The 23,493-nt window shown below is 30.5% G+C and carries 22 protein-coding genes and 1 other RNA gene; 10 read left to right on the forward strand and 13 right to left on the reverse strand.

All coding sequences use genetic code 11. The features are described from left to right. Nucleotides 1–52 precede the first annotated feature (52 nt). The 4 genes from leuB to AB2B44_RS00850 are packed head-to-tail and all read right to left on the reverse strand — an operon-like array spanning nt 53 to nt 4,372. Complete coding sequence (gene leuB, locus AB2B44_RS00835) at nt 53–1,174, reverse strand: 3-isopropylmalate dehydrogenase (RefSeq protein WP_369047663.1); 1,122 nt, start codon at nt 1,172–1,174, stop codon at nt 53–55. A gap of 59 nt (nt 1,175–1,233) precedes the next feature. After that, nucleotides 1,234–1,815 carry a 3-isopropylmalate dehydratase small subunit gene (leuD, locus tag AB2B44_RS00840; RefSeq protein ID WP_369047664.1) on the reverse strand — a complete coding sequence of 194 codons (582 nt, stop codon included), beginning with the start codon at nt 1,813–1,815 and terminating at the stop codon, nt 1,234–1,236. Between the two features lie 2 nt (nt 1,816–1,817). Further along, nucleotides 1,818–3,197 carry a 3-isopropylmalate dehydratase large subunit gene (gene leuC / locus AB2B44_RS00845; protein ID WP_369047665.1) on the reverse strand — a complete coding sequence of 460 codons (1,380 nt, stop codon included), beginning with the start codon at nt 3,195–3,197 and terminating at the stop codon, nt 1,818–1,820. Next, on the reverse strand, nt 3,197–4,372 hold the full coding sequence (locus AB2B44_RS00850; RefSeq protein WP_369047666.1) for a 2-isopropylmalate synthase: 1,176 nt from the start codon (nt 4,370–4,372) through the stop codon (nt 3,197–3,199). The genes leuC and AB2B44_RS00850 overlap by 1 nt, the downstream gene beginning before the upstream one ends. Nucleotides 4,373–4,500: 128 nt before the next feature. Between AB2B44_RS00850 and AB2B44_RS00855 the strand changes: the two genes are divergently transcribed. Further along, a complete protein-coding gene (locus tag AB2B44_RS00855; protein ID WP_369047667.1) occupies nt 4,501–6,069 on the forward strand; it encodes a hypothetical protein in 1,569 nt (522 codons plus the stop codon). Here AB2B44_RS00855 and aroQ read toward each other — a convergent pair. Then, the gene (aroQ, locus tag AB2B44_RS00860) at nt 6,043–6,459 is read right to left on the reverse strand and encodes a type II 3-dehydroquinate dehydratase (RefSeq protein WP_369047668.1); all 417 of its coding nucleotides are present in this window, start codon (nt 6,457–6,459) and stop codon (nt 6,043–6,045) included. The genes AB2B44_RS00855 and aroQ overlap by 27 nt on opposite strands. Before the next feature lie 44 nt (nt 6,460–6,503). Further along, nucleotides 6,504–7,007, reverse strand: coding sequence for a hypothetical protein (locus AB2B44_RS00865; protein ID WP_369047669.1), 504 nt, complete (start codon nt 7,005–7,007; stop codon nt 6,504–6,506). A gap of 279 nt (nt 7,008–7,286) precedes the next feature. Here AB2B44_RS00865 and AB2B44_RS00870 point away from each other — a divergent pair, with 279 nt between their 5' ends. Further along, on the forward strand, nt 7,287–8,201 hold the full coding sequence (locus tag AB2B44_RS00870) for a tyrosine recombinase (RefSeq protein ID WP_369047670.1): 915 nt from the start codon (nt 7,287–7,289) through the stop codon (nt 8,199–8,201). 14 nt (nt 8,202–8,215) lie between these two features. Here the strand turns inward: AB2B44_RS00870 and ffs are convergent. After that, an RNA gene (gene ffs, locus AB2B44_RS00875) (signal recognition particle sRNA small type) lies at nt 8,216–8,314 on the reverse strand. A 185-nt stretch (nt 8,315–8,499) separates the two neighbouring features. On the opposite strand from ffs, the gene AB2B44_RS00880 reads away from it, so the two are divergent. The 4 genes from AB2B44_RS00880 (at nt 8,500) to AB2B44_RS00895 (ending at nt 13,627) form a co-directional block, all read left to right on the forward strand. Beyond that, nucleotides 8,500–9,015, forward strand: coding sequence for a DUF4199 domain-containing protein (locus AB2B44_RS00880; RefSeq protein ID WP_369047671.1), 516 nt, complete (start codon nt 8,500–8,502; stop codon nt 9,013–9,015). Nucleotides 9,016–9,097: 82 nt separating this feature from the next. Beyond that, nucleotides 9,098–10,054 (forward strand): glycosyltransferase family 2 protein, encoded by a 957-nt coding sequence (locus tag AB2B44_RS00885; protein WP_369047672.1) that lies wholly within the window; start codon nt 9,098–9,100, stop codon nt 10,052–10,054. A 31-nt stretch (nt 10,055–10,085) separates the two neighbouring features. Further along, nucleotides 10,086–11,801 (forward strand): phospho-sugar mutase, encoded by a 1,716-nt coding sequence (locus AB2B44_RS00890; RefSeq protein ID WP_369047673.1) that lies wholly within the window; start codon nt 10,086–10,088, stop codon nt 11,799–11,801. Beyond that, entirely contained in the window at nt 11,801–13,627 is a 1,827-nt protein-coding gene (locus AB2B44_RS00895; RefSeq protein ID WP_369047674.1) for an ABC transporter ATP-binding protein, read from the forward strand. Before AB2B44_RS00890 ends, AB2B44_RS00895 begins: the two co-directional genes overlap by 1 nt. 37 nt (nt 13,628–13,664) lie before the next feature. On the opposite strand, the gene AB2B44_RS00900 is transcribed toward AB2B44_RS00895, so the two are convergent. Beyond that, on the reverse strand, nt 13,665–15,086 hold the full coding sequence (locus AB2B44_RS00900) for a CCA tRNA nucleotidyltransferase (protein WP_369047675.1): 1,422 nt from the start codon (nt 15,084–15,086) through the stop codon (nt 13,665–13,667). Between the two features lie 3 nt (nt 15,087–15,089). Beyond that, nucleotides 15,090–15,644 carry an L-threonylcarbamoyladenylate synthase gene (locus AB2B44_RS00905; RefSeq protein ID WP_369047676.1) on the reverse strand — a complete coding sequence of 185 codons (555 nt, stop codon included), beginning with the start codon at nt 15,642–15,644 and terminating at the stop codon, nt 15,090–15,092. Between the two features lie 75 nt (nt 15,645–15,719). Here AB2B44_RS00905 and AB2B44_RS00910 point away from each other — a divergent pair, with 75 nt between their 5' ends. From AB2B44_RS00910 to AB2B44_RS00920, 3 genes are read left to right on the forward strand one after another with little or no spacing between them, the layout of a single operon-like run. After that, nucleotides 15,720–16,607, forward strand: coding sequence for a polysaccharide pyruvyl transferase family protein (locus tag AB2B44_RS00910; protein WP_369047677.1), 888 nt, complete (start codon nt 15,720–15,722; stop codon nt 16,605–16,607). Between the two features lies 1 nt (nt 16,608). After that, nucleotides 16,609–17,751, forward strand: a complete 1,143-nt coding sequence (locus tag AB2B44_RS00915) for a glycosyltransferase (protein WP_369047678.1) — start codon at nt 16,609–16,611, stop codon at nt 17,749–17,751. A 4-nt stretch (nt 17,752–17,755) separates the two neighbouring features. Then, nucleotides 17,756–18,997, forward strand: coding sequence for a glycosyltransferase family 4 protein (locus tag AB2B44_RS00920; protein ID WP_369047679.1), 1,242 nt, complete (start codon nt 17,756–17,758; stop codon nt 18,995–18,997). Between the two features lies 1 nt (nt 18,998). Here AB2B44_RS00920 and AB2B44_RS00925 read toward each other — a convergent pair whose 3' ends face one another. From AB2B44_RS00925 to AB2B44_RS00940, 4 genes are all read right to left on the reverse strand, one after another. Next, complete coding sequence (locus tag AB2B44_RS00925) at nt 18,999–20,066, reverse strand: glycosyltransferase family 4 protein (RefSeq protein ID WP_369047681.1); 1,068 nt, start codon at nt 20,064–20,066, stop codon at nt 18,999–19,001. Next, nucleotides 20,050–21,165 (reverse strand): glycosyltransferase family 4 protein, encoded by a 1,116-nt coding sequence (locus tag AB2B44_RS00930; RefSeq protein WP_369047682.1) that lies wholly within the window; start codon nt 21,163–21,165, stop codon nt 20,050–20,052. Before AB2B44_RS00930 ends, AB2B44_RS00925 begins: the two co-directional genes overlap by 17 nt. Further along, a complete protein-coding gene (locus tag AB2B44_RS00935; protein WP_369047683.1) occupies nt 21,149–21,907 on the reverse strand; it encodes a glycosyltransferase family 2 protein in 759 nt (252 codons plus the stop codon). Before AB2B44_RS00935 ends, AB2B44_RS00930 begins: the two co-directional genes overlap by 17 nt. A gap of 154 nt (nt 21,908–22,061) precedes the next feature. Continuing rightward, nucleotides 22,062–22,877: a 2,3,4,5-tetrahydropyridine-2,6-dicarboxylate N-succinyltransferase gene (locus tag AB2B44_RS00940; RefSeq protein ID WP_369047684.1), complete on the reverse strand. Its 816-nt coding sequence runs from the start codon at nt 22,875–22,877 to the stop codon at nt 22,062–22,064. A gap of 148 nt (nt 22,878–23,025) precedes the next feature. Here AB2B44_RS00940 and ruvX point away from each other — a divergent pair, with 148 nt between their 5' ends. Further along, entirely contained in the window at nt 23,026–23,436 is a 411-nt protein-coding gene (ruvX, locus tag AB2B44_RS00945; RefSeq protein ID WP_369047685.1) for a Holliday junction resolvase RuvX, read from the forward strand. Nucleotides 23,437–23,493: the final 57 nt, after the last annotated feature.

The raw sequence follows: 23,493 nt of genomic DNA on the forward strand, positions 1-23,493 counted from the left end.
AACCTTCTTTCTTAAACAACTTTTTTCTAATTTTTGACACTAAAAAAACAAGTTAAATAATGGTGCTTTGCCCCATATGAATATTCTTAAAATTAATATTACTATCTTCTTGATTTTCAATATAATCTGCAATAAAATCTCCTACTTTAGAAGTAGACGTAGCATGCGAATCTTCACTCTTTATATCCTCAGTAGTAATTCCTAATTCTAACGATTTTTCAACAGCTTTTTCAATAGCTCGTGCTTCTTCGTATAAACCTAAATGATCTAACAACATAGAAGCTGATAAAATAGATGCTAATGGGTTAGCAATATCTTTTCCTTTTGCTTGCGGAAACGACCCGTGAATAGGCTCAAACAGCGCATTTTCTTTTCCTATAGAAGAAGAAGCTAATAAACCTATCGAACCTCCAATAACACTAGCCTCATCAGAAATAATATCACCAAATAAATTTTCGGTTAAAACAACATCAAACTGTTTTGGATTTAATATCATCTGCATTGCAGCGTTATCTACAAATAAAAAGTCTAACGCTACATCTGGATATTGATCAGCCAATTCGGTTACGGTTTTTCTCCATAATCGAGAGGTTTCTAACACATTAGCTTTATCTACTAAAGTTAATTTTTTTCTTCTATTTTGCGCCGCTTTAAAGGCTAAATGCGCAACACGCTGTATTTCTTCTACCGAATAGGTACAACCATCAAAAGCCACCTTACCATCATCGCTTAATTTTTTTTCGCCAAAGTAAATACCTCCTGTAAGCTCACGATAAATAGCAATATCGGTTCCTTTTATAATATTTTCTTTTAATGGCGAATTTTTAATTAACTTATCATATGCCTTAACTGGTCGTATATTACAAAACAACCCTAAAGTTTCTCTAAGACGAAGTAATCCTTGTTCTGGGCGCACTTTTGCCGTAGGATCATTATCATATTTTGGGTCGCCAATAGCACCAAATAAAATAGCATCTGATTTTTTGCAAAGTTCAATAGTTTCATCTGGTAACGGATTACCTGTTTTATCAATAGCTACCGCCCCCATTAAGGCTTCTTTAAACACAAAAGTATGATCATAAGTATCTGCTATTGCATTTAGCGCTTTTTTTGCCTGAGCAGTTACTTCTGGCCCAATACCATCTCCAGGAATTATTGTAATATTAAATTTCATTTTTATTTTATTGTATCGAATTATTAATAATAACTAAATATACTTAATTTTTGGTATTGCTAAGCAATACTTTTTTCAAAAGCTTGTATTTTATCTTTTTTACTAATTAAAAAATCAATATCATCATATCCATTTAGCATACATAATTTTTTGTATGGATTAATCTCAAACGACACCGTACCTACTGGTGTTTCGAGCAATTGATTTTCTAAATCTACCGTAATTAAGGTTTGAGGGTTTTTTGTAACTTCTGTTAAAATTTTATTTAAAAATTCTGGTGATACTTGTATAGGCAACAACCCATTATTTAAAGCATTTCCTTTAAATATATCAGCAAAAAAGCTACTAATAATTACTCGAAAACCATAACCAGACAAAGCCCAAGCAGCGTGCTCTCTACTAGAGCCACAGCCAAAATTATCGCCTGCGATTAAAATACTTCCACTATATGTTTTAACGTTTAAAATAAACTCGGTATTTATAGTGCCGTCTTTATGGTATCGCCAATCTCTAAACACATTATCTCCAAAACCTTTTTTGTCGGTAGCTTTTAAAAATCGTGCTGGAATTATTTGATCCGTATCTACATTTTCAATAGATAATGGAATTGCTGTATCTACTAATTTTGTAAACTTCTCCATTATTATAATTGTGTTGTAAAGTTAATTATTTTTCCTTCAACAGCTGTTGCTGCCGCCATTAAAGGACTTGCTAAAATAGTTCTAGCTCCTTGACCTTGACGCCCTTCAAAATTTCTGTTAGAAGTTGAAACGCAATACTCTCCTTCGGGTATTTTATCATCGTTCATTGCTAAACATGCCGAACAACCTGGTTGGCGAAGTTGAAACCCTGCTTCTTCAAAAATTTCTTGTAAACCTTCTTCTTTAATTTGTTTAGCAACACGTTGCGACCCTGGTACTAACCAAGCATTAACGTTTGATGCTTTTTGTTTGCCTTTAATATAGGAAGCCGCAACCCTAAAATCTTCGATTCTAGAGTTTGTGCAGCTACCAATAAAGACATAGTTAATTTTTTTATTGATAAGGCTTTCACCTTTTTTAAAGTCCATATATTTTAATGATTTCTCAAAAGAATCATCATTTAACAAAGGAATTTGATCTGTTACTTTTATTCCCATTCCTGGATTGGTACCATAAGTAAGCATGGGCTCTATATCTTCAGCATCAAATGAATATTCTTTATCAAAAACAGCATCATCATCTGTTTTTAATTTTTTCCATTGTTCTACTTTTTTATCAAATTCTTTACCTTTCGGAGCAAATTCTCGACCTTTAACATATTCAAAAGTTGTTTCATCTGGCGCAATCATTCCACCTCTCGCACCCATTTCTATACTCATATTACATACGGTCATTCTACCCTCCATAGACATTTCTTCAAATACATTACCTGCATATTCACAAAAATATCCTGTACCAGAATTAGTGCCTAACTTCGCAATTATGTAAAGTATTACGTCTTTAGGCAACACTCCTTTTTTAAGTTTTCCATTTACATTTACACGTAAACTTTTTGGTTTTTGCAATAACAAACATTGGCTAGCAAAAACTTGTGCAACTTGACTGGTTCCAATACCAAAAGCAATAGTGCCAAAAGCACCATGAGTAGAGGTATGGCTATCGCCACAAACGATGGTCATACCCGGTTGTGTAATACCTAGCTCAGGGGCAATTACATGTACAATTCCGTTATTTTCATGCCCTAAACCATATAGGGTAATATTATTTTTTTTACAGTTTTTAGTTAATTGTTCTAACTGATTTTTTGACAGTAAATCTTTTACTGGCAAATGCTGATCAACTGTTGGTGTATTGTGATCTGCGGTTGCCACAATTTTATCTGGACGAGCGATAGGAATACCTCGCTCTTCTAACTCTCTAAATGCTTGTGGACTAGTAACTTCGTGTATTAAATGTTTATCAATATATAAAATTTGCGGACCGTTTTTAACTGTATCTACCACATGCGCATCCCAAACTTTATTAAATAGTGTTTTTCCCATTAGGCAACTGATATTTTTGAAATCTTATTAACTTCTTTCATGATTAAATGAATATCTTCATCAACCACTTCTTTTTGTTTGTCGGCAAACTCTAAAAATGTTTTATAAGCCACATCTAATTGAACTTTAGTAAGCTCATAACCTATTTTTTTAGCTCTATATGCCAATGCTGCTCTACCACTTCTTGCAGTTAACACAATAGAACTCTCATTTACGCCAACATCTTCTGGGTTAATAATTTCATACGTTTCTCGATTTTTAATAACACCGTCTTGGTGAATTCCTGAGCTATGGGCAAAGGCATTAGCCCCTACAATTGCTTTATTGGGTTGTACTAACATTCCCATTTTTTCGCTTACCATTCTACTTGTATCAAACAATAGCTGCGAATTAATGTCGGTATATAGGTTTAAATATGGGTGTTGTTTTAAAATCATAACCACCTCTTCTAGAGCAGTATTACCAGCACGTTCGCCAATACCATTAATAGTACATTCTATTTGGCGAGCTCCATTTACTACCCCCGATATAGAATTAGCAGTAGCTAAACCTAAATCGTTATGGCAATGACAAGAAAGAATTGCGTTTTCAATTCCTTTTACATTTTCTTTTAAATATTTTATTTTAGCTCCATATTCTTCAGGTAAGCAATATCCCGTAGTATCTGGTATATTTAATACGGTAGCTCCAGATTTTATAACTTCTTCACAAACTTTTGCTAAAAATGCATTATCTGTTCTACCTGCATCTTCAGCATAAAATTCTACATCATCTACAAAATTTTTGGCATATGAAACAGCTTCTTTTGCTCGTCTTATAACCTCTTCTTGAGAACTTTTGAATTTATATTTTATATGAGAATCACTTGTACCTATACCTGTGTGAATTCTAGGTCTTTTAGCGTTTTTTAAAGCTTCTGCAGCAACTTCTATATCTTTTTTCACAGCTCTAGTTAAGCCACAGACGGAAGCATTTTTTACAACTTTTACAACCTCACTCACAGCATTAAAGTCTCCCGGACTCGAAACTGGAAAACCTGCCTCTATAATATCGACACCTAACTGATCTAATCTTTCAGCAATAATTAGCTTCTGTTTGGTGTCTAACTTACAGCCTGGAACTTGCTCTCCATCTCTAAGTGTTGTATCAAAAATTTGAACTTTGTTATCCTTCATTATATTTTTTACTTTAGTACCAATTACAAATGTAACTATTTGGCTTATCTATTTATAAGCCTCCCCCTTAATAATTACGATATTTAATATTAATTAAATTTACATAAAATATTCATAATCATATTTTTATGAAAAAAATCTTTACAGCGCTCAACCAACAAAATGATGCTTTATTTGTTTTAATAAAATCGTTATCAAAATCAGAAAAACGACAATTTAACCTATATGTAGGCAGATTAGGGGGTAATGTGGATGCTAAATTTTTTTCGTTATTTAAATTTTTAGAAAAACAAAAGGTCTATAACGAAAAAGATATTATAAGTAGTGGTATTGTTAGCAAGCAACAACTCTCAAACCTAAAAGCTCATTTATATAAGCAAATATTAATAAGTTTACGAATGAACCCCGCTCATAAAAACATTCGTATTCAAATTAGAGAGCAACTTGATTTTGCTACCGTTTTATATCAAAAAGGATTATATAAGCAAAGTTTAAAATTACTAGAAAAAGCAAAAACAATGGCACTAGTACATGATGAAAAAAACATTGCTTATGAAATTGTTGAACTCGAAAAAGTAATTGAAAGCCAGTATATTACTAGAAGTATTAGCACACGCGCCGATGAACTCACCATACAAGCAAAAGAGTTAAGTATGCAAAATGTTATTACTAGTAAACTATCTAATTTATCACTGCAACTATATGGTATTTTATTAAAAACGGGGTATGTTAGAAACGACAAAGAACTAAAAAAAATTAACACCTATTTTAAAGATAAACTACCAAAATATACTTTTAAAAATTTAGGTTTTAGAGAAAAATTATGGCTTTATAAGGCTCATTTATGGCGTAGTTTATTAACTCAAAATTTTATACAAAGTTACAAATACGCTAATAAGTGGGTACAGTTGTTTAGTGATAATCCAAAAAAAATTGACGACCATCCTGTTTTTTATTTAAAAGGGAAAAATTACTTGTTAGAATCTCTATTTTTCACCCAGCACAAAACCGAGTTTTTGAAAGAGTTAGATATATTTGAAAATGAAATTAACAGCAATTTGATTCCAAAGAATAATAATACTGAAATATTAATTTTTCTATACTACTACAACAATCAACTGCATAAACACTTTTTAGAAGGGAGCTTTGCTGAGGGTGAATACTTAGTAGATGAAATTAATAGTAAAATGAAAGCTTATAGTTATCAATTAGATAAACATCATATTACGGTATTAAACTATAAAATTGCTTGTTTGTATTTTGGAATGGGTAAAAACAAAGCTTGTATTACCTATTTATCTAAAATTATAAATGCTAAAAACTTATACGTTGGCGAAGATTTACAATGCTTTGCTCGAATTTTAAATTTAATAGCTCATTACGAAAGTGGTTTAGACTACCATTTAGAAAGACAATTTAAAGAAACCTATAAGTTTTTACTTAAAATGAAAAATTTACAAGAGGTACAAAAAGAGTTTATTATATCAATACGAGCTTTAGGAGATGTGTATCCTCAAGACATAAAGAAAGAATTCGAAAAAATATACACTCGTTTAAAGGTATATGAGAACCATCCTTACGAAAAAAGAGCTTTTTTATATTTAGACATTCTTTCTTGGCTAGAAAGTAAAATAAAAAATAAATCGGTAGCCGAAATTATAAAAGAAAAATCACAACAAAAAACTTTGAATAGCTAATTCATAGCTTTGTAAACCAAAACCACTAATCACACCTTTTGCATTAGCTGCAATATAACTAACATGTCTAAAGCTTTCACGTGAATGCACATTAGAAATATGAACTTCTACAACTGGTGTTTGTATTGCCTTTACAGCATCGCCAATACCTATTGAGGTATGTGTGTATGCTGCAGCGTTTAAAACAATTCCATCAATACTAAAACCAACTTCATGTAATTTATCTATTATTTCGCCTTCTATATTTGATTGAAAATATTCGATTTCAGCAGCTGGGTATTTTTTTTGAAGTCCTTTCCAATAAGCCTCAAAAGAGCTAGAACCATAAATATCAGGTTCTCGCTTACCTAATAAATTTAGATTAGGCCCATTAATTATTAATAATTTCATTTTATAAAAACAAAAAAGCGGAAGCTTAAGACTTCCGCTTTTTTTTATATTTTAAACATTAATCCCAGCGCTACATAACTATAAGCGGGATCTTTCTTTTTAACACCAATATACGATAAATTAAGCTCTACATTATTTGAAATTTTATACCCCAAATAAGGCTTAAAATAAACACCACCTTTATCTCCACTAGGCGTTATTCCTATAGCATATCCAAGATCGGTACCAATAACATATCGATCGTACTCATTATTAAATCGAATAGCCCCTGCAATAGGTATATACGATTTACCAGCAGCTTTTACCCCATTAACATCTTTACCCATAAAAAATAAATATCCTGTAGCACCTCCAATTTGTACTTTGCTCCCAATTGAGTATAAATAATTAAAATCTATCCCAAATCCTGCTGAATAAGACCCTGCTAAATCTCCTATAGGAAGACCTGCATTAACACCTACACTAATTTGGTCAGAGCCATCATAAATACTTTGTGCTGATAATGACATTGTCATTAAAAACAGAGCAAAACAAACAAATTTTTTCATAATTTTTTATTTTAAATTCTAGCGCAATATATGAAATCTTTGTTAAGATTTAAATAAAGAGATTAAAAAAAATGACGATTTCTTTACCTTTATATTTCATTTATCGTTCTTTTTCTGTTAGTAAAAAAACACCTTTTATAAACCACATCAACACAAATTATTGATTTACATATAATTATTAAAAAATAATTAACAAAAAACAACTTGTTATATTAATATGCTATAAAAAATGAATATTAGGTGTTTATTTTTACATTTTTTTTGTAAAATAGCAAAAAAATGAACTGGCAACAAGCAAATACCGATTATCAAAATTATCTAAAAATAGAACGAGGGCTTTCTGCCAACTCTATAGATAATTATAGCAGAGATATTAATAAACTAATCACCTTTTTAACTGACAATGAAATACATTACTCTCCTATAACTATCTCCACCAGCACAATACAGCAATTTATTTATCAAGTAGCCAAAAAAATAAATGCGCGAAGTCAAGCTCGTTTAATCTCTGGATTACGTAGTTTTTTTGACTATTTAGTTTTTGAAGATTATCGTACTGACAACCCTACCGATTTAATAGAATCGCCAAAAATTACGCGAAAATTACCTGATTCTTTATCTAACCAAGAAATTGACATCCTGTTTGGCGCTATTGATTTAAGTCATCCTCAAGGCGAAAGAAATCGTACTATTTTAGAAACTATTTATAGCTGTGGATTACGCGTTTCAGAAGCAATTAACCTCCAAATTTCTGACTTGTTTTTTAATGAAGGCTACATTCGTATTTTAGGTAAAGGCAATAAATATCGCTTTGTACCCATACACCAATCAACTATAAAATATATTAATTTTTATAAAAATCATATTCGAAACCATATTACCCCTACTAAAGAAGATAAGGATATTTTATTCTTAAACCGAAGAGGCAAACGCCTTACGCGTCAAATGATTTTTATCATTTTAAAAGAATTAGCCATTAAAGTTAATTTAAAAACCAAAATAGGGCCACATACTTTACGACATTCATTTGCTACATCGCTACTAAAAAACGGTGCTGATTTACGTACAATTCAACAAATTTTAGGTCACGAAAGTATTACCACTACCGAAATTTATGTGCATCTTGACAAAACGTATTTAAAAGAAGTAATTGATTTACATCATCCTAGAAGCGAAAAAAACAAGAATGACTGACTTGTAAAAACAAAAAATGGCAAGCGATCTACATCACACTGCTACGACCTAATACCTTTGCTGCGTTCCCGCCCTGGAGGATTCAAAGGGAGCTAGTTGTGTAGGACTTGCCACGGCAAATTTACAACCTATTTTTATTTAAACAATTAAAATTAATCATATTTTTATAAACCTTTTTTAATCTTCTGAATACTAATAAATTGTTTTAAAACAAATAAAGTTTTTTTTCAAAACAACTAGCGTATTAGCAAAATAAATATCTTTGTATATAAAATAACTAATTAAAAAGATTAATACAATGGAAAATCAAGCAAACAGTAAAAGTATAATTATTAACTACGGATTATTATTAGGTGGTGCATCGGTAATACTTAGTCTTATAATCTACGCCACTGGAAATAGTTTAAATCAAAACTGGATAACCTCCGTAATTTCAACCTTACTAATTGTTGGTTTTATTGTTGCGGCTATTAAAAAATTTAAACAAGCTAATGGTGAATTTTTATCATGGGGACAAGCCGTAAAAGTTGGCGTTGGCGTAGCAGTTGTTGCTGGTTTAATACTGGCTATTTACAACTATATTTTCATGAATTTTATAGAGCCTGACTTTATGAATCAAGTTATGGAAAAACAACAGCAGTTAATGATAGATAAAGGCTTAACCGACGAACAAATTGAAACAAGCATGCAAATGGCTAAAAAGTTTCAATCACCAGCTATAAGTGCTGCAATGAGCATTGTTAGCTCAGCAGTTTTTGGATTTATAATTTCAGCCATAGCCGGAGCAATACTAAAAAAAACAGAACAAAATTAATATTTAAGAAGAGTTTACGTTTTAAAAATTGTTGAGTTTCTTTAAAACCAGTATCTTTGTTATTTATTAGTGATAACTAAATATGGATATATCGGTTGTAATACCACTGCTTAACGAAGCAGAATCTTTACAAGAATTATACGATTGGATTGCTAAAGTTATGCAATCCAATCGGTTTTTATATGAAGTTATTTTTATTGATGATGGCAGTACCGATAATTCGTGGGAAGTAATTGAAAAATTGGCAGCCAGTAATACCTCAATAAAAAGTATTCGATTTCAAAAAAATTACGGAAAATCACAAGCTTTAGACGCTGGGTTTAAAATAGCTCAAGGTCGTGTGGTTATTACTATGGATGCTGATTTGCAAGATAATCCAGAAGAAATACCCGACCTTTACAACCTAATAATTAATGATAATTTTGATTTAATTTCGGGCTGGAAAAAAAAGCGATACGACAATGTGCTTACCAAAAATATTCCGTCAAAATTATTTAATTGGGCCGCTAGAAAAACATCTGGTTTAAAACTACACGATTTTAACTGCGGCTTAAAAGCCTACAAAAACGATGTTGTAAAAACCATACAAGTTAGCGGCGAAATGCATCGCTACATACCTGTATTGGCAAAAAACGAAGGTTTTTACAAAATAGGTGAAAAAGTAGTACAACATCAAGCCCGTAAATATGGCGAAACCAAATTTGGTATGAACCGTTTTATAAATGGTTTTTTAGACTTAATTACTATCTCATTTTTATCAAAATTTGGCAAACGTCCCATGCACTTTTTTGGCTTATGGGGTACGCTTATGTTTATTTTAGGTTTTATGGCTTCAGCATATATAGGCATTATAAAACTTTACAAGCTATCAAACGGCATAAAAACAATTTTAGTAACGAACAACCCATGGTTCTATATCGCCTTAACAACTATGATATTAGGTACATTACTATTTTTAGCAGGTTTTTTAGGCGAACTTATTATTAAATCCAATCCACAACAAAAACACTATACTCTAAAAGAAAAACTCAATTTTTAACCCGTAACTTAATACTATTAAAAATTTAAAAATGACAGAAGACATAATTACTCGGGCAAAAAGTTGGTTATCCCCTACTTTTGACGCTCAAACACGCAATGAAATAGAACAATTAATTGCTGCTAAATCTGATGATTTAGCAGATCGGTTTTACAAAAATTTAGAATTTGGAACAGGTGGAATGCGTGGTATTATGGGAGCCGGAACCAATCGAATAAATAAATATACCTTAGGTAAAGCAACCCAAGGATTGAGTAATTATTTACACCAATCGTTTGTAAACGAACCGCTAAAGGTTGCCATAGCTTACGATTGTAGACACGGCAGTAAAGAACTATCAAAAATTGTAGCTAATATACTTTCAGCAAACAATATTGAAGTTTTTTTATTTGAAGATTTACGCCCTACACCCGAATTATCTTTTGCTGTAAATTATTTAAATTGTCAAGCTGGTATTGTTTTAACCGCATCACATAACCCTCCTCAATATAATGGATACAAGGTGTATTGGTCTGATGGCGGACAAATAGTACCTCCTCAAGATAAAGAAATTATTGCAGAAGTTAATTCGCTAGATTATGCGGATATTAACTTTAATGCAAATGAAGCTTTAATTTCGTATATCGGCAACGAAGTTGACGAGGCTTTTTGGAATGCTTCTGTAAAAAACGGCTCTTTTACCGACGTAAAAGGCAGAAAAGACTTAAAAATAGTATTTACCTCATTACATGGTACTTCTATAAAGTTAATACCTGAAGTTTTAAAACGTGCAGGATATACCCAAGTACATATTGTTGAACAACAAGCGGAGCCAAATGGCGATTTTCCTACAGTAAAATCACCTAACCCTGAAGAGCCAGAAGCTTTAAAAATGGCGGTAGACTTAGCTAATAAAATAGATGCTGACATTGTTTTAGGTACTGATCCAGATTCTGACCGAATAGGTATCGCCGTAAGAGATTTAGAAGGAAATATAAAGTTATTAAACGGAAATCAAACCATGAGTATGATGACCGATTTTTTAATTAATCAATGGAAAAAACAAAATAAACTTAACGGTAACCAATTTGTTGGCTCTACCATTGTTTCTACAAATTTAATAAATGAAATTGCTGCAAGTTATGGCGTAGAAACCAAAGTAGTACTAACTGGTTTTAAATGGATTGCTAAGGCAATTAAAGACAATCCTAATCTTGAATTTATTGGTGGTGGCGAAGAAAGCTTTGGCTATATGGTAGGCGACTTTGTTCGTGATAAAGATGCGGTTACATCTGCACTTTTAGCTTGTGAAATTGCGACAGATGCAAAAGCCAACAACAGCTCATTCTACAAAAAACTATTAACCCTATATACAAACCACTCTTTTTACAAAGAACATTTAATTTCTTTAGTAAAAAAAGGAATGGATGGGGCTGAACAAATCAAACAAATGATGCTTGATTTTCGAAATAACCCGTTAACAGAAATTGACGGTTCAAAAGTTGAATACCTATACGACTACGAAGCTTCAATTAAAAAAAATCTACTAACTGGCAAAGAAACCCCTATCAAAATTCCAAAATCAAATGTGGTAATTTATCATACCCTAGACGGAACTAAAGTTGCTGCTAGACCAAGTGGCACCGAACCTAAAATTAAATTTTACTTTAGTGTACACAGCCCTTTAAATACTATAGAAGAAGCTAAACGTGTTGAAAATAATTTGGATGAAAAAATTCAACGTGTTATTAAAGAATTAAACCTCTAATGAACTATTTTAAAAAAATTATTAAATATATTATTCCTTACAAAAAGTATGGATATCTAAATATATTATTTAATATACTATATGCATTTTTTTCGATGCTTTCTTTTTTGGTTTTAATGCCGATGCTAGATATTATTTTTAATCCTAAAGCACCTAAAATTACCACAAAACCAAGCTATGAAGGTATTACAAAAATTATAGATTTTTTTAAAAACAGTGTCTCTTATTATATAAACGAATTTGCTGGAGATGATAAATCAAAAGCATTATTAATGGTAGTAGGCTTAGTAATTATCACCTTCTTTTTAAAAAATATTTTTAATTATTTGGCAATGTACTTTATTACCTTTTTGCGAAATGGAGTACTGCGAGATATTAGAAACGATTTATACCAAAAAACCATCACCCTACCTATTTCTTTCTTTTCTGAAAAAAGAAAAGGTGATATGATGGCGCGTATAGGTAGCGATGTGTTAGAGGTTCAAGGGTCGTTTTTATCTATCTTAGAAATGATTGTACGAGAGCCGCTAACCATTATTTTTACTATTATTGCAATGATTGCCATTAGTTTTAAACTAACTATTTTTGTGTTCATTTTTATACCTATATCGGGGTATATCATTTCAATTATAGGAAAAAGCTTAAAACGAAAATCGGATAAGGTTCAAAAAGAACAGGGATATTTTTTATCGCTTATCGAAGAAACCTTAGGCGGATTAAAGGTTATAAAGGGGTTTACTGCCGAAAAAGAATTTCAAAATAAATTTAACAACTCTACCAACCGTTTTTATCACTTTTCCAATACGTTGCTAAACAGAACTAATTTAGCAAGTCCTGTAAGTGAATTTTTAGGAATTGGGGTTATTGCGGTATTACTTTGGTACGGAGGGCAACTCGTACTCGTTGATCGTACTTTACAAGCGGCAGATTTTATTGCTTATATGGGATTGGCATATAATATTTTAACCCCTGCCAAAGCCATTTCAAAAGCAAGCTATGGTGTTAAAAAAGGAAATGCTGCTGCCGAACGAATACTCGAAATTCTAGAAACCGAAAACCCGTTAAAAGATGCTCCAAATGCTATCGATAAAAAAACTTTTGACAACGAAATTGATATTGACAATATTTCGTTTAAATACGAAGACTCTTATGTGTTAGAAAACTTTTCTTTAAAAGTACCTAAAGGAAAAATGGTTGCTTTAGTTGGGCAATCTGGAAGTGGAAAATCTACTATTGCTAACTTACTTACCCGTTTTTACGATGTAAATAAAGGCGCTATTTTAATTGATGGAATAAATATTAAAAACATTACCAAACAATCGTTACGAAAATTAGAAGGGTTAGTAACACAAGATTCTATTTTATTTAACGACTCGGTAAAAAACAATATTACTTTAGGCATTAAAGGTAAAAGTGATGAAGAAATTATTGAAGCGGCTAAAATTGCAAATGCTCATGAATTTATAAAAAACTTACCTAACGGATACAATACTAATATTGGAGATAGCGGTAATAAACTTTCTGGCGGACAAAAACAACGTTTAAATATTGCACGTGCGGTACTTAAAAATCCGCCAATTATGATTTTAGACGAAGCCACCTCAGCACTTGACACCGAATCGGAAAAACTAGTGCAAGATGCTTTAGAAAAAATGATGTTAAACAGAACGTCAATTGTTATTGCCCATCGTTTATCAACCATTCAAAAAGCAGATTTAATTGTAGTAATGCAGAAAGGAAAAATTGTAGAACAAGGCACACATAAAGAATTAATTGCTAAAAAAGGAATGTATAAAAAGCTTGTAGATATGCAGTCGTTAGTATAAAAACCAATGTATTACAAACTCAAAAAGCTGTTTACTATTAATTTGTTTTTAAACCCAACTGCTCTCCTTTTTTTAGCATAAATTGATACGAAGCTTCATGCTCATTCGGTATTTTGCCATCTAAAATAGCTTCTTTTATAGCTTCTTTTATAAGACCAATTTCTTTACAGGGGGTTAAATTAAAAACTTTCATAATTTCTTCTCCTGTAATAGGTGGTTGAAAATTGCGTACCCTATCGCGCTCTTCAACCTCTTTAATCTTTTGTCTTACTATTTCAAAGTTTTTATGATATCGTTTAAACTTTTTAGGATTTTTAGTTGTAATATCTGCCTCACACAAGGTCATTAAAGAGGTTACATCGTCTCCTGCATCAAAAATTAAACGTCGAACCGCAGAATCAGTTACCTCTGAAGCTAGTACAATAGGTCGAGAGCTTAATAACACCATTTTTTGAACAAATTTCATCTTATTATTTAATGGCATTTTTAACCGTTTAAATAATGTATACACCATTTTTGAGCCTACAAATTCGTGCCCATGAAATGTCCACCCGTTTTTTTTGTTAAATTTTTTGGTGGGTGCTTTACCAATATCGTGTAATAAAGCCGCCCAACGCAACCACAAATTATCCGTGTTTTTTGCTATATTATCAACCACTTCTAAAGTATGGTAAAAATTATCTTTGTGCTTTTGCCCTTCTACCTCTTCAACACCTTTCAAAGCTAATAATTCAGGTATAATCAGCTCTAACAATCCTGTTTTTTCTAATAGCAAAAACCCGATAGAAGGCTTGGGTGATTCTAAAATTTTATTTAACTCAACCACAATGCGCTCACGCGTAATAATATTAATTCTCGAAGCATTTTTAACAATTGCCTGCAACGATTTTTCTTCTATTTTAAAGTTTAATTGGGTGGCAAATCGAATAGCTCGCATCATTCGCAACGGATCATCAGAATAGGTAATATCTGGGTTTAAAGGCGTTCTAATACTATTTGCTTCTAAATCAGCCATGCCATTAAACGGATCTAACAATAAACCAAAGTTGCTTTTATTTAAACTTAATGCCAACGCATTAATGGTAAAATCACGTCGATTTTGGTCGTCTTGCAAACTTCCTTTCGAAACCGTGGGGTTTCTACTTTCTTTTACATACGATTCTTTACGAGCTCCTACAAATTCAATTTCTGTTTCTTTATACCGTAACATTGCTGTTCCATAGGTTTTAAAAACCTGAACCTTAGGCTTATTAGGCAATAACTCAGCTACTTTTTGAGCTAATTCTACACCACTACCAACAGCAACAATATCAATATCTTTTAAGGTTTTTCGCTGTAACATAAAGTCACGCACATAGCCGCCAATTACATAACTATCTAAGTTTAATTGTTGTGCTGCATCAGAAATAATTTTAAAAATTTCAGCAGAAAGTGCTTCTGTATAATAGGTTTTTTGCATCAACTATTCTCGAATGGTACTTACTTTACCATCTTCAATTTTTAAGATTATTGAAGATTGTTGGGTTATTTTTTCTCGATGCAAATCTACCACATAATCTACATTATTTAAAATTGCTTTACTTATTTCTGAAAAACACCTCGGGGTTGGTTCTCCACTTACATTTGCCGAAGTAGAAACGATGGGTTTTTTAAATGCTTTTATTAGTTGTTTACAAAAATCGTCTTGGGCAATTCTAATAGCAATGGTATTATCTTGCGCAATGGTATTTTTAGCTAAATTTTTAGGGTTTTTATAAATAATCGTAGTCGGTTTTGTAGCATTTTGTATAATTTCTAGAGCTTTTTCAGGAACTTTTTCTACATACTGCTTTAGCATAACTATTGAATCCACTAAAATTATTAAACTCTTGGTTTCTTCTCTATTTTTTAAAGCATATATTTTTTTTACAGCTATTTCATCAGTAGCGTCACAGCCTATACCCCAAACAGTATCTGTTGGATACAAAATGATTTTTTTATTCTTTAAAATGAATATAACTTCTTTTAATAGATTCATTAATATAAATATTAAATATTTTCTCTTTACTTTTATCTATACAAAATATGTATTTTGCAGAGCAAAAATAAATTAATGAAACTAATATCTTACAAAACTAATAAAGGAAATTTTGGAGATGATTTAAATCAATGGCTTTGGCCAAAACTATTAGGCAAAGATATTTTCACTAAAAATGATGATGTTGCTTTTTTAGGCATAGGCTCAATCCTTACTTTAACTGACCCATATTATTTTAATGAGGCTAACAAATATAAAAAAAAATGCATTGCTGGATCAGGTATTAGATCATTAAAGGAAAATATAAAATTAGATGAAAGTTGGGATATTTCTTTTTTGAGAGGCCCTTTGAGTTCTTTCAAATTAACAGGCAATTTTACTAATTACATTACTGATTCAGCTTATTTTTATACCCTTCTTAACGAGTATAACGAAACTGTAAAACTACCTAAAAAATATGATGTCAGTATAATTCCTTATTATGAATCTACAAACGTATTTAACTGGGAAGAATTTTGTTTAAAACACAATTTTAATTTAATTACTCCACTAGGAAATAAAATTGAAAAGTTTATACATGAAATAGCGAGTAGTAAATTAATAATATCTGAAGCAATGCATGGTGCAATTATGGCTGATATTTTAAGGGTTCCTTGGAAAAGATTACGATTTAATGCTCATATAGCAGAAGGTGAGGTTGTTTCTGAATTTAAATGGCACGATTGGTATGCTTCTATAGATTTACACCAAGTAGATTATATTTCATTGCAAAAACCCAAAAAAGATAAACTCAAACATAAATTATTTCGAAAAAAATATCGAAATAGAGTTACTAATGAATTTTTAACTGAATTAAAAAAATTGAACCCAAGTAGTTTTTATTTATCTGATAAAAATAGATTTAATCAAATTATTTCTGAACTAAATAAGAAAAAGGATTATTTATTAAACAAATATTGTTAGTATGTCTAAAAAAATACTATTTTTTTATCCTAATAATCCTCTAACTTTTAACCAAGGAAATAATGCTAGAGCTAATAAGTTATTACATTATTTTAAAAGCAGAAAATGTGATATTGATTTTGTTGGAATAGAAAACATTGACTTTTCTACAGATGATATTGCCTCTTTAAAAAACAAAGGCTTAATTAATAATGGTTACCTTCTTCCTAAAAGAAAAAATACTGGAATAAATTATCTATTTAAAACTTCTATCCCTAATAAAATAAATAAATACCCGAGGGTGTTTCAATGGGTTTATTACAATCAAAAAGAACAGTTTGAGAAAATACTAGAGAAAAATAAATATGATTATATTCTAATATCTTATGTTCATTTTTTTTCTTTGATAGAAAACAAAAATCTCCTTAAAAGTGCCATTACAATTGTTGATACTCACGATTTTTTTACCAGTCAATATAGTGATATAAATTATTCATATACGGGAAAAATATTTTCTACAGAATTAAAATTATTAGATAAGTTTGATACCATATGGGCTATATCAATAGAAGAACAATTTATTTTTAGTCAGTTTCTACCCCATAAAAAAATAGCACTTATACCACACGGAGTAAAAAATAACAAGAATAAAAAAGACACTCATTTAAATATTGACATTCTTTATACAGCAAGTGACAATCCCCACAACTTACATTCTGCTGAATGGTTTTTAAAAAAAGTTTATCCCCTATTGCCCTCTGATATAAGAATTACCATTGTAGGTAAAGTTAATTCAATTATTCCCGATTTACCTAATATTCAAAAAATTACATTTATTGACAATCTCGATAAATTATACCAACAAACAAAAATTACCATTTGCCCTATGTTAAGTGGTACAGGCTTAAAAATAAAAGTTGTAGAATCGCTATCTTATGGAATCCCTGTGGTGTGTAATGAACGTGGAGTTGACGGATTGCTCTCTAAAATAAACAATGGTTGCTTAGTTACCAATGACGCTCAGAAATTTACCAACTATATTACTACCCTTCTAAATAATCAAGATTTTTATACTATTCACAAAAAAAATGCTGAAGAATTCTTTTCTGAAGCTCTTGATGAAAATAAAGTTTTTGACAACATAGACTCTTTTTTTAAATTTTAATTATATGGCTAAAATTGCAATTGTAGTTCAACGATATGGTATAGAAGTTAATGGTGGTGCTGAATACCATGCGAGGGTACTTGCTGAAAAATTAAACTTAAGACATCAGGTTACTGTTTTGTCTACGAAAGCACTTGATTATGACGCTTGGAAAAATGAATACACTCAAGATACCGAACATATAAACAATATTGAGGTAAAGCGGTTTTCGTCTTTAAAAAAAAATCACAAACGTTTTAGAAAAGCAAGAAGAAAAATTTTACTCAATCAATTACATCATAAAGTTTTAAAAAAAATAAATCTTCTCGCTTTCGCAAAAAAACATCTGCCTTATATTAATCCTAGTAAAAAAAATGGCGCTTCTTTTGTTAAAGAACAAGGTCCGCAATGTCCTGACTTAATTAAATATATTGAAGCTAATAGTTCTAATTATGACTGCTTTATCTTTTTTACATACTTATATTACCCAACTTATTTTGGTATGAAAAAAGTAAAAGAAAAAGCAATATTTATACCCACAGCTCACGACGAACCTTTGCTATACACTAAGCCCTTTGAAAATTTATTTTCGGTACCAAAATATATTATGTACAACACAAGCTCTGAAAAAGAACTGATTACCAACCATTTTTCAAACGTATCAAGTTACAATGATGTAGCAGGTGTAGGAATAGAAGAATTTAAAGTGACAGAAAATGATATAACCAATAAATATAAATACGATTTTGAGTACTTTATTTACATTGGAAGAATAGATCACAATAAAGGTTGTGATGAATTAATTCATTATTTTTCTAATGGGAATTTTAATCGAGAAATTAAACTTGTTTTGGTAGGTAACAATGAAAATTTTCATACAACTAACAACACCGATAATGTAATTTTTACAGGTTTTGTTGATGAAAACACCAAATATTATTTATTAGAAAATTCTAAAGGATTAATTATTCCTTCAAAATACGAAAGTTTATCATTGGTTACTTTAGAAAGTATGTTGCACAAAAAAATTGTTGTTGCTAATAAAAAATGTGAAGTGCTAAGGAAACATATAACAAATAGTAAAGCTGGCTACGTATATGACAACCAAAAAAGCTTTGAAAAATCAATAAATAAAATACTTAATTTAACCGAAAAAGAATATCAAAAACAAGCTGAAAATGGATTTTTATATGTTAAAAACAACTATACATGGAATCCTATTTTAGATAAATTTGACCAGGCTATCAACTTTATTAAAGCACAATAACTTATTCATTATTAAGTAAAAGCACTTCTTTATACACATTAATATATGCTTCAGCAGCTTTTTCCCAAGTAAATTGTTCTGCCCAATTTATAATTGAATTTGTTTTGTTGTTTTCTTTATAGTCTTTTAAACCCTTAACAAACACCTTTTTCATTGAATTGGGTTCAAAATTTTGAAAATAATAAGCATGCTCTCCTCCTATTTCAGGTAAGCTAGTGTGGGTTGATAAAAAAACAGGCTTACCCAACAACATAGCTTCTATTACAGGAATACCAAAACCCTCTGCTATCGAAGGAAACAAAAATGCTTCACAATTATTCAAATACCAATATTTTTCTTCTTCAGAAATACCCCCTAATAAAACTACGTTATGCTCAACGTCTAGTTTTTTAGCTTCTTTTTTAATTTTTTCAAGATAATTGGCATCAGGTTGAATACCCGCTATTAACAATTTACAATCGCTTTCTTTACTTAGCAAATTTAAAAGAACATGAACGTTTTTTTTAGGCAAAACAGTACCCAGTGTAAATAAAAACTTCCCTTTAGGTTTATATGACGGTGATTTAAAATTAGGATAACGAACGAGGTTTACACCATTGTATATCACCTTTACTTTTTTTCCTGATAAATTTATATGCTGCTGTACATCGTTTAAAACAAATTTTGATATCGTAGTTATATAATCTGCCCTATCTACTCGTTTTTGTACTTTATTTAAAAGCTTTTGTTTTTTATTTTCACTTTTAGCCTCGTATAAAAAATTTAAATCATGAATTGTAAACACAAACTTAATAGGCCTTATAGGTACAAATTTAGTTGTTTGATAGGTTCCGTGCCATAAAGAAAATCGACTAGATGTTTTCAATAAAATTTTATCTATTAATTTTCTATTTATTCTCTTAATACTTGAAGGAAGATTAATTTTTTTATGAGCAAAAAAGTAATAGTTGAAAGTAGTATCTTTAATTAAAAAATCAGATAAATTTTTACAATAATTGTACAACCCTGTATTGGGGTATTTCATTCTTTCAATGTCAACTATAATGTTTTTTTTATCCAATTTGTTCATATACTTTCATTATATTTTTGGCAATTTCTTCGTCATTAAACCGCTGTGCAAAAATAAACCCTTTTTCTGTTATATCTTTTTTTTCTGATTTTGAAAGTTTTAATAGTTTATCAATACTTTTTTCCATCTCATCTACATTATATGGGTTTACGTATGTAGAAAACGGGCCTCCTGCCTCAGGAAACACCCCTGTATTTGTAGTAATTACAGGTGTTTTTGAATACAACGCTTCAATTATAGGAATGCCAAACCCCTCAAAAATACTAGGGTATATAAATATTTCGGCTAATTGATACATGGTAGACAATTCATCTAAGGTTAAACCTTCTAAAAAGAAAACTTTATTTTCTAATTTATGTTCTTTTATATAGGCCTCTATTTTTTTATAATACGCTGTTTTTTTTCCAACAACAACTAAAGGTATTTCACTGTTTTTTAAGGCTTTTACAATAACCAAAGCATTTTTTCTTTCTTCAATGGTACCTACATTTAGTAAAAATTTATCGGGTAATTGATATTTATTTTTTAAGGTATTTTTTTCTAACTCGCTTCTTTCTTTTTTAAAAACTTCATTACAGCCTTGGTAAACAACTGTTATTTTTGAAGCAGAAACTTGTAAAAAAGTAATAATATCTTTTTTAGTTTGTTCACTAATCGCAATTATTTTATCTGCTTTTTTAGCAGCATAACGAAACTTTAAAAAATGAATTTTTCTGTCAAAATACGAATACAGTTTAGGGTAGCGTATAAAAATTAAGTCATGTATGGTAACTACAGTCTTAACTCCTTGTTTTTGTAACCCTCTAGGAATTTCTCCTGACAAACCATGAAATAACGTAATTTTATCTTTTTTAATATTTTTTACCACAGCTCTTTGACGCCAAATAGAAGATAGTTTTTTCCATAAAAATGATTCTGGAAGCTCTTCTTTCATAGAATTGGTTAACTCAAGTCGTGTTATTTTTTTTGGTTTAGGGTTATATAAGTAATACGTGTTTAACGGGTAGTATTTAGCTAATACGCGTACTAAATCTCTACCATAATTACCCAAACCTGTTGCGTTATGAAAAATACGCTTTGCATCAAATCCTATCCTCATTTTTTAGTTGTTGTAATGTAATTAAACTATCAAATCGTTTGGCAACACCATACGCCATAAAATACGAAAAAAGCAAGCCATTTTTACCATCTAAAAAACCAAATTTTAAAAAAAAATGAATACAAAACCGAGCCGCTGGTTTTACATAAATATGATACATGTTTACTTTTTTATTGCTTTTAAACAATTCTATAGCTCTTAATTTGGCGTAATAATTTAACTTATTTTTAAACTGAATGGCACTTTGATACGTATAATGGTTTAAATTTCCTTTTAAAAAACCTACTTTACCATCAACCACTATTTTTTCGTGTACTATACCTTGATAAATAGATTGTTGTTTTTTAAATAATCGTATTATTTTATCTGTAAAACCTCCAAAAACAAGTTTTTTATCTTTTACAAAATTCTTTCTATAAACTTTAAAGGCTAAAAAATTTGCTGGTTTTTCGATTGCCTTTACAATTGATTGCCTTAATTGGTCAGTAACCACCTCATCGGCATCAACTACAAGTATCCAATCGTGTAGTGCTTTTTTTATAGCATAATTTTTTTGAGCAGAAAAGTTATCGAACTTACGTTGTAATAATCGTACTTTATTTTTTTTTATAATATCAACTGTCTTATCGGTACTAAACGAATCAACAACTATAATTTCATCTGCAAAAAAAACAGAATCCAACACTCTTTGAATATTGGATTCTTCATTTAAAGTAGTTATTATTACTGTTAGTTGAGCCAATTAGTGTTTTTTATATTACTTTATAATTTAACAAGATTATTTAGCCTTGATAAAGTTTTGTAAAGATATATAATTGACCTAACAATAGAAAAAACAAATAAAAAAGTGATTACCTTGGTATTTGTTTTCAAAATCATTTTTTAATCTCTCAATACTATACCGCTACATCATATTCGCGTAAAGCATCGTTTAGCGACGTTTTTTTATCGGTACTTTCTTTACGTTTTCCAATAATTAAAGCACATGGAACTTGATATTCTCCTGCGGCAAATTTTTTAGTATAACTGCCAGGAATTACTACCGAACGTGCTGGTACTCTTCCTTTCATTTCTATAGGCGTATCACCTGTAACATCAATAATTTTAGTACTCATTGTTAATACCACATTAGCACCAAGCACAGCTTCTTTTTCAACACGCACCCCTTCTACAACAATACAACGAGAACCAATAAACGCACCATCTTCAATAATAACAGGGGCTGCTTGTAAAGGTTCTAAAACCCCGCCTATACCTACTCCTCCTGAAAGGTGTACATTTTTACCTATTTGCGCACAAGAACCTACTGTAGCCCAAGTATCTACCATAGTACCCTCATCTACATAAGCACCTATATTTACATAACTAGGCATTAAAATAGTACCTTCAGAAATATAGGCTCCATAACGAGCAACGGCATTAGGCACTACTCGAATACCTTTTTCTTTAAAGTTTCTTTTTAACGGAATTTTATCGTGATACTCAAAAATACCAGCTTCTAATGTTTCCATTTTTTGAATAGGAAAATACAATACCACTGCTTTTTTAACCCATTCATTTACTTGCCATCCGTTAGCTGTAGGTTCTGCAACCCTTAACTTACCAGAATCTAATAAATTGATTACTTCTTTTATGGCTTTAATCGTAGCTTCGTCTTTTAACAACTCTCGATTATCCCACGCTTTTTCTATATTAGTTTGTAATGTTGTCATTCGTAAAATTTAATTTTGCTGCAAAGATACAAGGTGCAGCCTATATTTTTATGCGAAAATACACATTTTAAACAAATCTATTTTTGTTGTTAAAAACACCTCTTTATCGTTAATTTTATTTACTTTACTTTTGCAATAAATTTTTAATTTGAGTAGAATTATAGCTTTAGATTTTGGAGAAAAAAGAACAGGTATAGCCGTTACCGATGAGCTGCAAATTATAGCTTCTGGTTTAACAACGGTAGACACCCAAAGCCTAATTCCTTTTTTAAAAGAATACCTTGTTAAAGAGCAGGTTTCTTTAATAATAATAGGCAAACCTAAACGTATGGACAATACCCATAGCCAAAGCGAACCTCTTATTGTTAATTTTTTAAAAAAACTAACAAAAGAAATCCCTTCTATCCCTATAGAAAGAGTTGATGAACGATTTACCTCAAAAATTGCTTTTCAAACCATGATTGATAGCGGATTAAAAAGAAAGCAGCGGAGAAATAAAGCACTAGTAGATGAAATTAGTGCTACTATTATTTTGCAATCGTACTTATACAACAAATAGCATAAATTTTTATATTTTTTTGTTAAAAAATGGTAATTCAAATTCGTAATTCACAAT

The organism is Tenacibaculum sp. UWU-22 (assembly GCF_041021355.1).
Lineage (GTDB): Bacteria > Bacteroidota > Bacteroidia > Flavobacteriales > Flavobacteriaceae > Polaribacter.

Excerpts from the sequence above, each read along its gene's own strand:
- leuB (WP_369047663.1), bottom strand. The coding sequence starts at position 1,174 with ATGAAATTTAATATTACAATAATTCCTGGAGATGGTATTGGGCCAGAA.
- leuD (WP_369047664.1), bottom strand. The coding sequence starts at position 1,815 with ATGGAGAAGTTTACAAAATTAGTAGATACAGCAATTCCATTATCTATT.
- leuC (WP_369047665.1), bottom strand. The coding sequence starts at position 3,197 with ATGGGAAAAACACTATTTAATAAAGTTTGGGATGCGCATGTGGTAGAT.
- AB2B44_RS00850 (WP_369047666.1), bottom strand. The coding sequence starts at position 4,372 with ATGAAGGATAACAAAGTTCAAATTTTTGATACAACACTTAGAGATGGA.
- AB2B44_RS00855 (WP_369047667.1), top strand. The coding sequence starts at position 4,501 with ATGAAAAAAATCTTTACAGCGCTCAACCAACAAAATGATGCTTTATTT.
- aroQ (WP_369047668.1), bottom strand. The coding sequence starts at position 6,459 with ATGAAATTATTAATAATTAATGGGCCTAATCTAAATTTATTAGGTAAG.
- AB2B44_RS00865 (WP_369047669.1), bottom strand. The coding sequence starts at position 7,007 with ATGAAAAAATTTGTTTGTTTTGCTCTGTTTTTAATGACAATGTCATTA.
- AB2B44_RS00870 (WP_369047670.1), top strand. The coding sequence starts at position 7,287 with ATGAACTGGCAACAAGCAAATACCGATTATCAAAATTATCTAAAAATA.
- AB2B44_RS00880 (WP_369047671.1), top strand. The coding sequence starts at position 8,500 with ATGGAAAATCAAGCAAACAGTAAAAGTATAATTATTAACTACGGATTA.
- AB2B44_RS00885 (WP_369047672.1), top strand. The coding sequence starts at position 9,098 with ATGGATATATCGGTTGTAATACCACTGCTTAACGAAGCAGAATCTTTA.
- AB2B44_RS00890 (WP_369047673.1), top strand. The coding sequence starts at position 10,086 with ATGACAGAAGACATAATTACTCGGGCAAAAAGTTGGTTATCCCCTACT.
- AB2B44_RS00895 (WP_369047674.1), top strand. The coding sequence starts at position 11,801 with ATGAACTATTTTAAAAAAATTATTAAATATATTATTCCTTACAAAAAG.
- AB2B44_RS00900 (WP_369047675.1), bottom strand. The coding sequence starts at position 15,086 with ATGCAAAAAACCTATTATACAGAAGCACTTTCTGCTGAAATTTTTAAA.
- AB2B44_RS00905 (WP_369047676.1), bottom strand. The coding sequence starts at position 15,644 with ATGAATCTATTAAAAGAAGTTATATTCATTTTAAAGAATAAAAAAATC.
- AB2B44_RS00910 (WP_369047677.1), top strand. The coding sequence starts at position 15,720 with ATGAAACTAATATCTTACAAAACTAATAAAGGAAATTTTGGAGATGAT.
- AB2B44_RS00915 (WP_369047678.1), top strand. The coding sequence starts at position 16,609 with ATGTCTAAAAAAATACTATTTTTTTATCCTAATAATCCTCTAACTTTT.
- AB2B44_RS00920 (WP_369047679.1), top strand. The coding sequence starts at position 17,756 with ATGGCTAAAATTGCAATTGTAGTTCAACGATATGGTATAGAAGTTAAT.
- AB2B44_RS00925 (WP_369047681.1), bottom strand. The coding sequence starts at position 20,066 with ATGAACAAATTGGATAAAAAAAACATTATAGTTGACATTGAAAGAATG.
- AB2B44_RS00930 (WP_369047682.1), bottom strand. The coding sequence starts at position 21,165 with ATGAGGATAGGATTTGATGCAAAGCGTATTTTTCATAACGCAACAGGT.
- AB2B44_RS00940 (WP_369047684.1), bottom strand. The coding sequence starts at position 22,877 with ATGACAACATTACAAACTAATATAGAAAAAGCGTGGGATAATCGAGAG.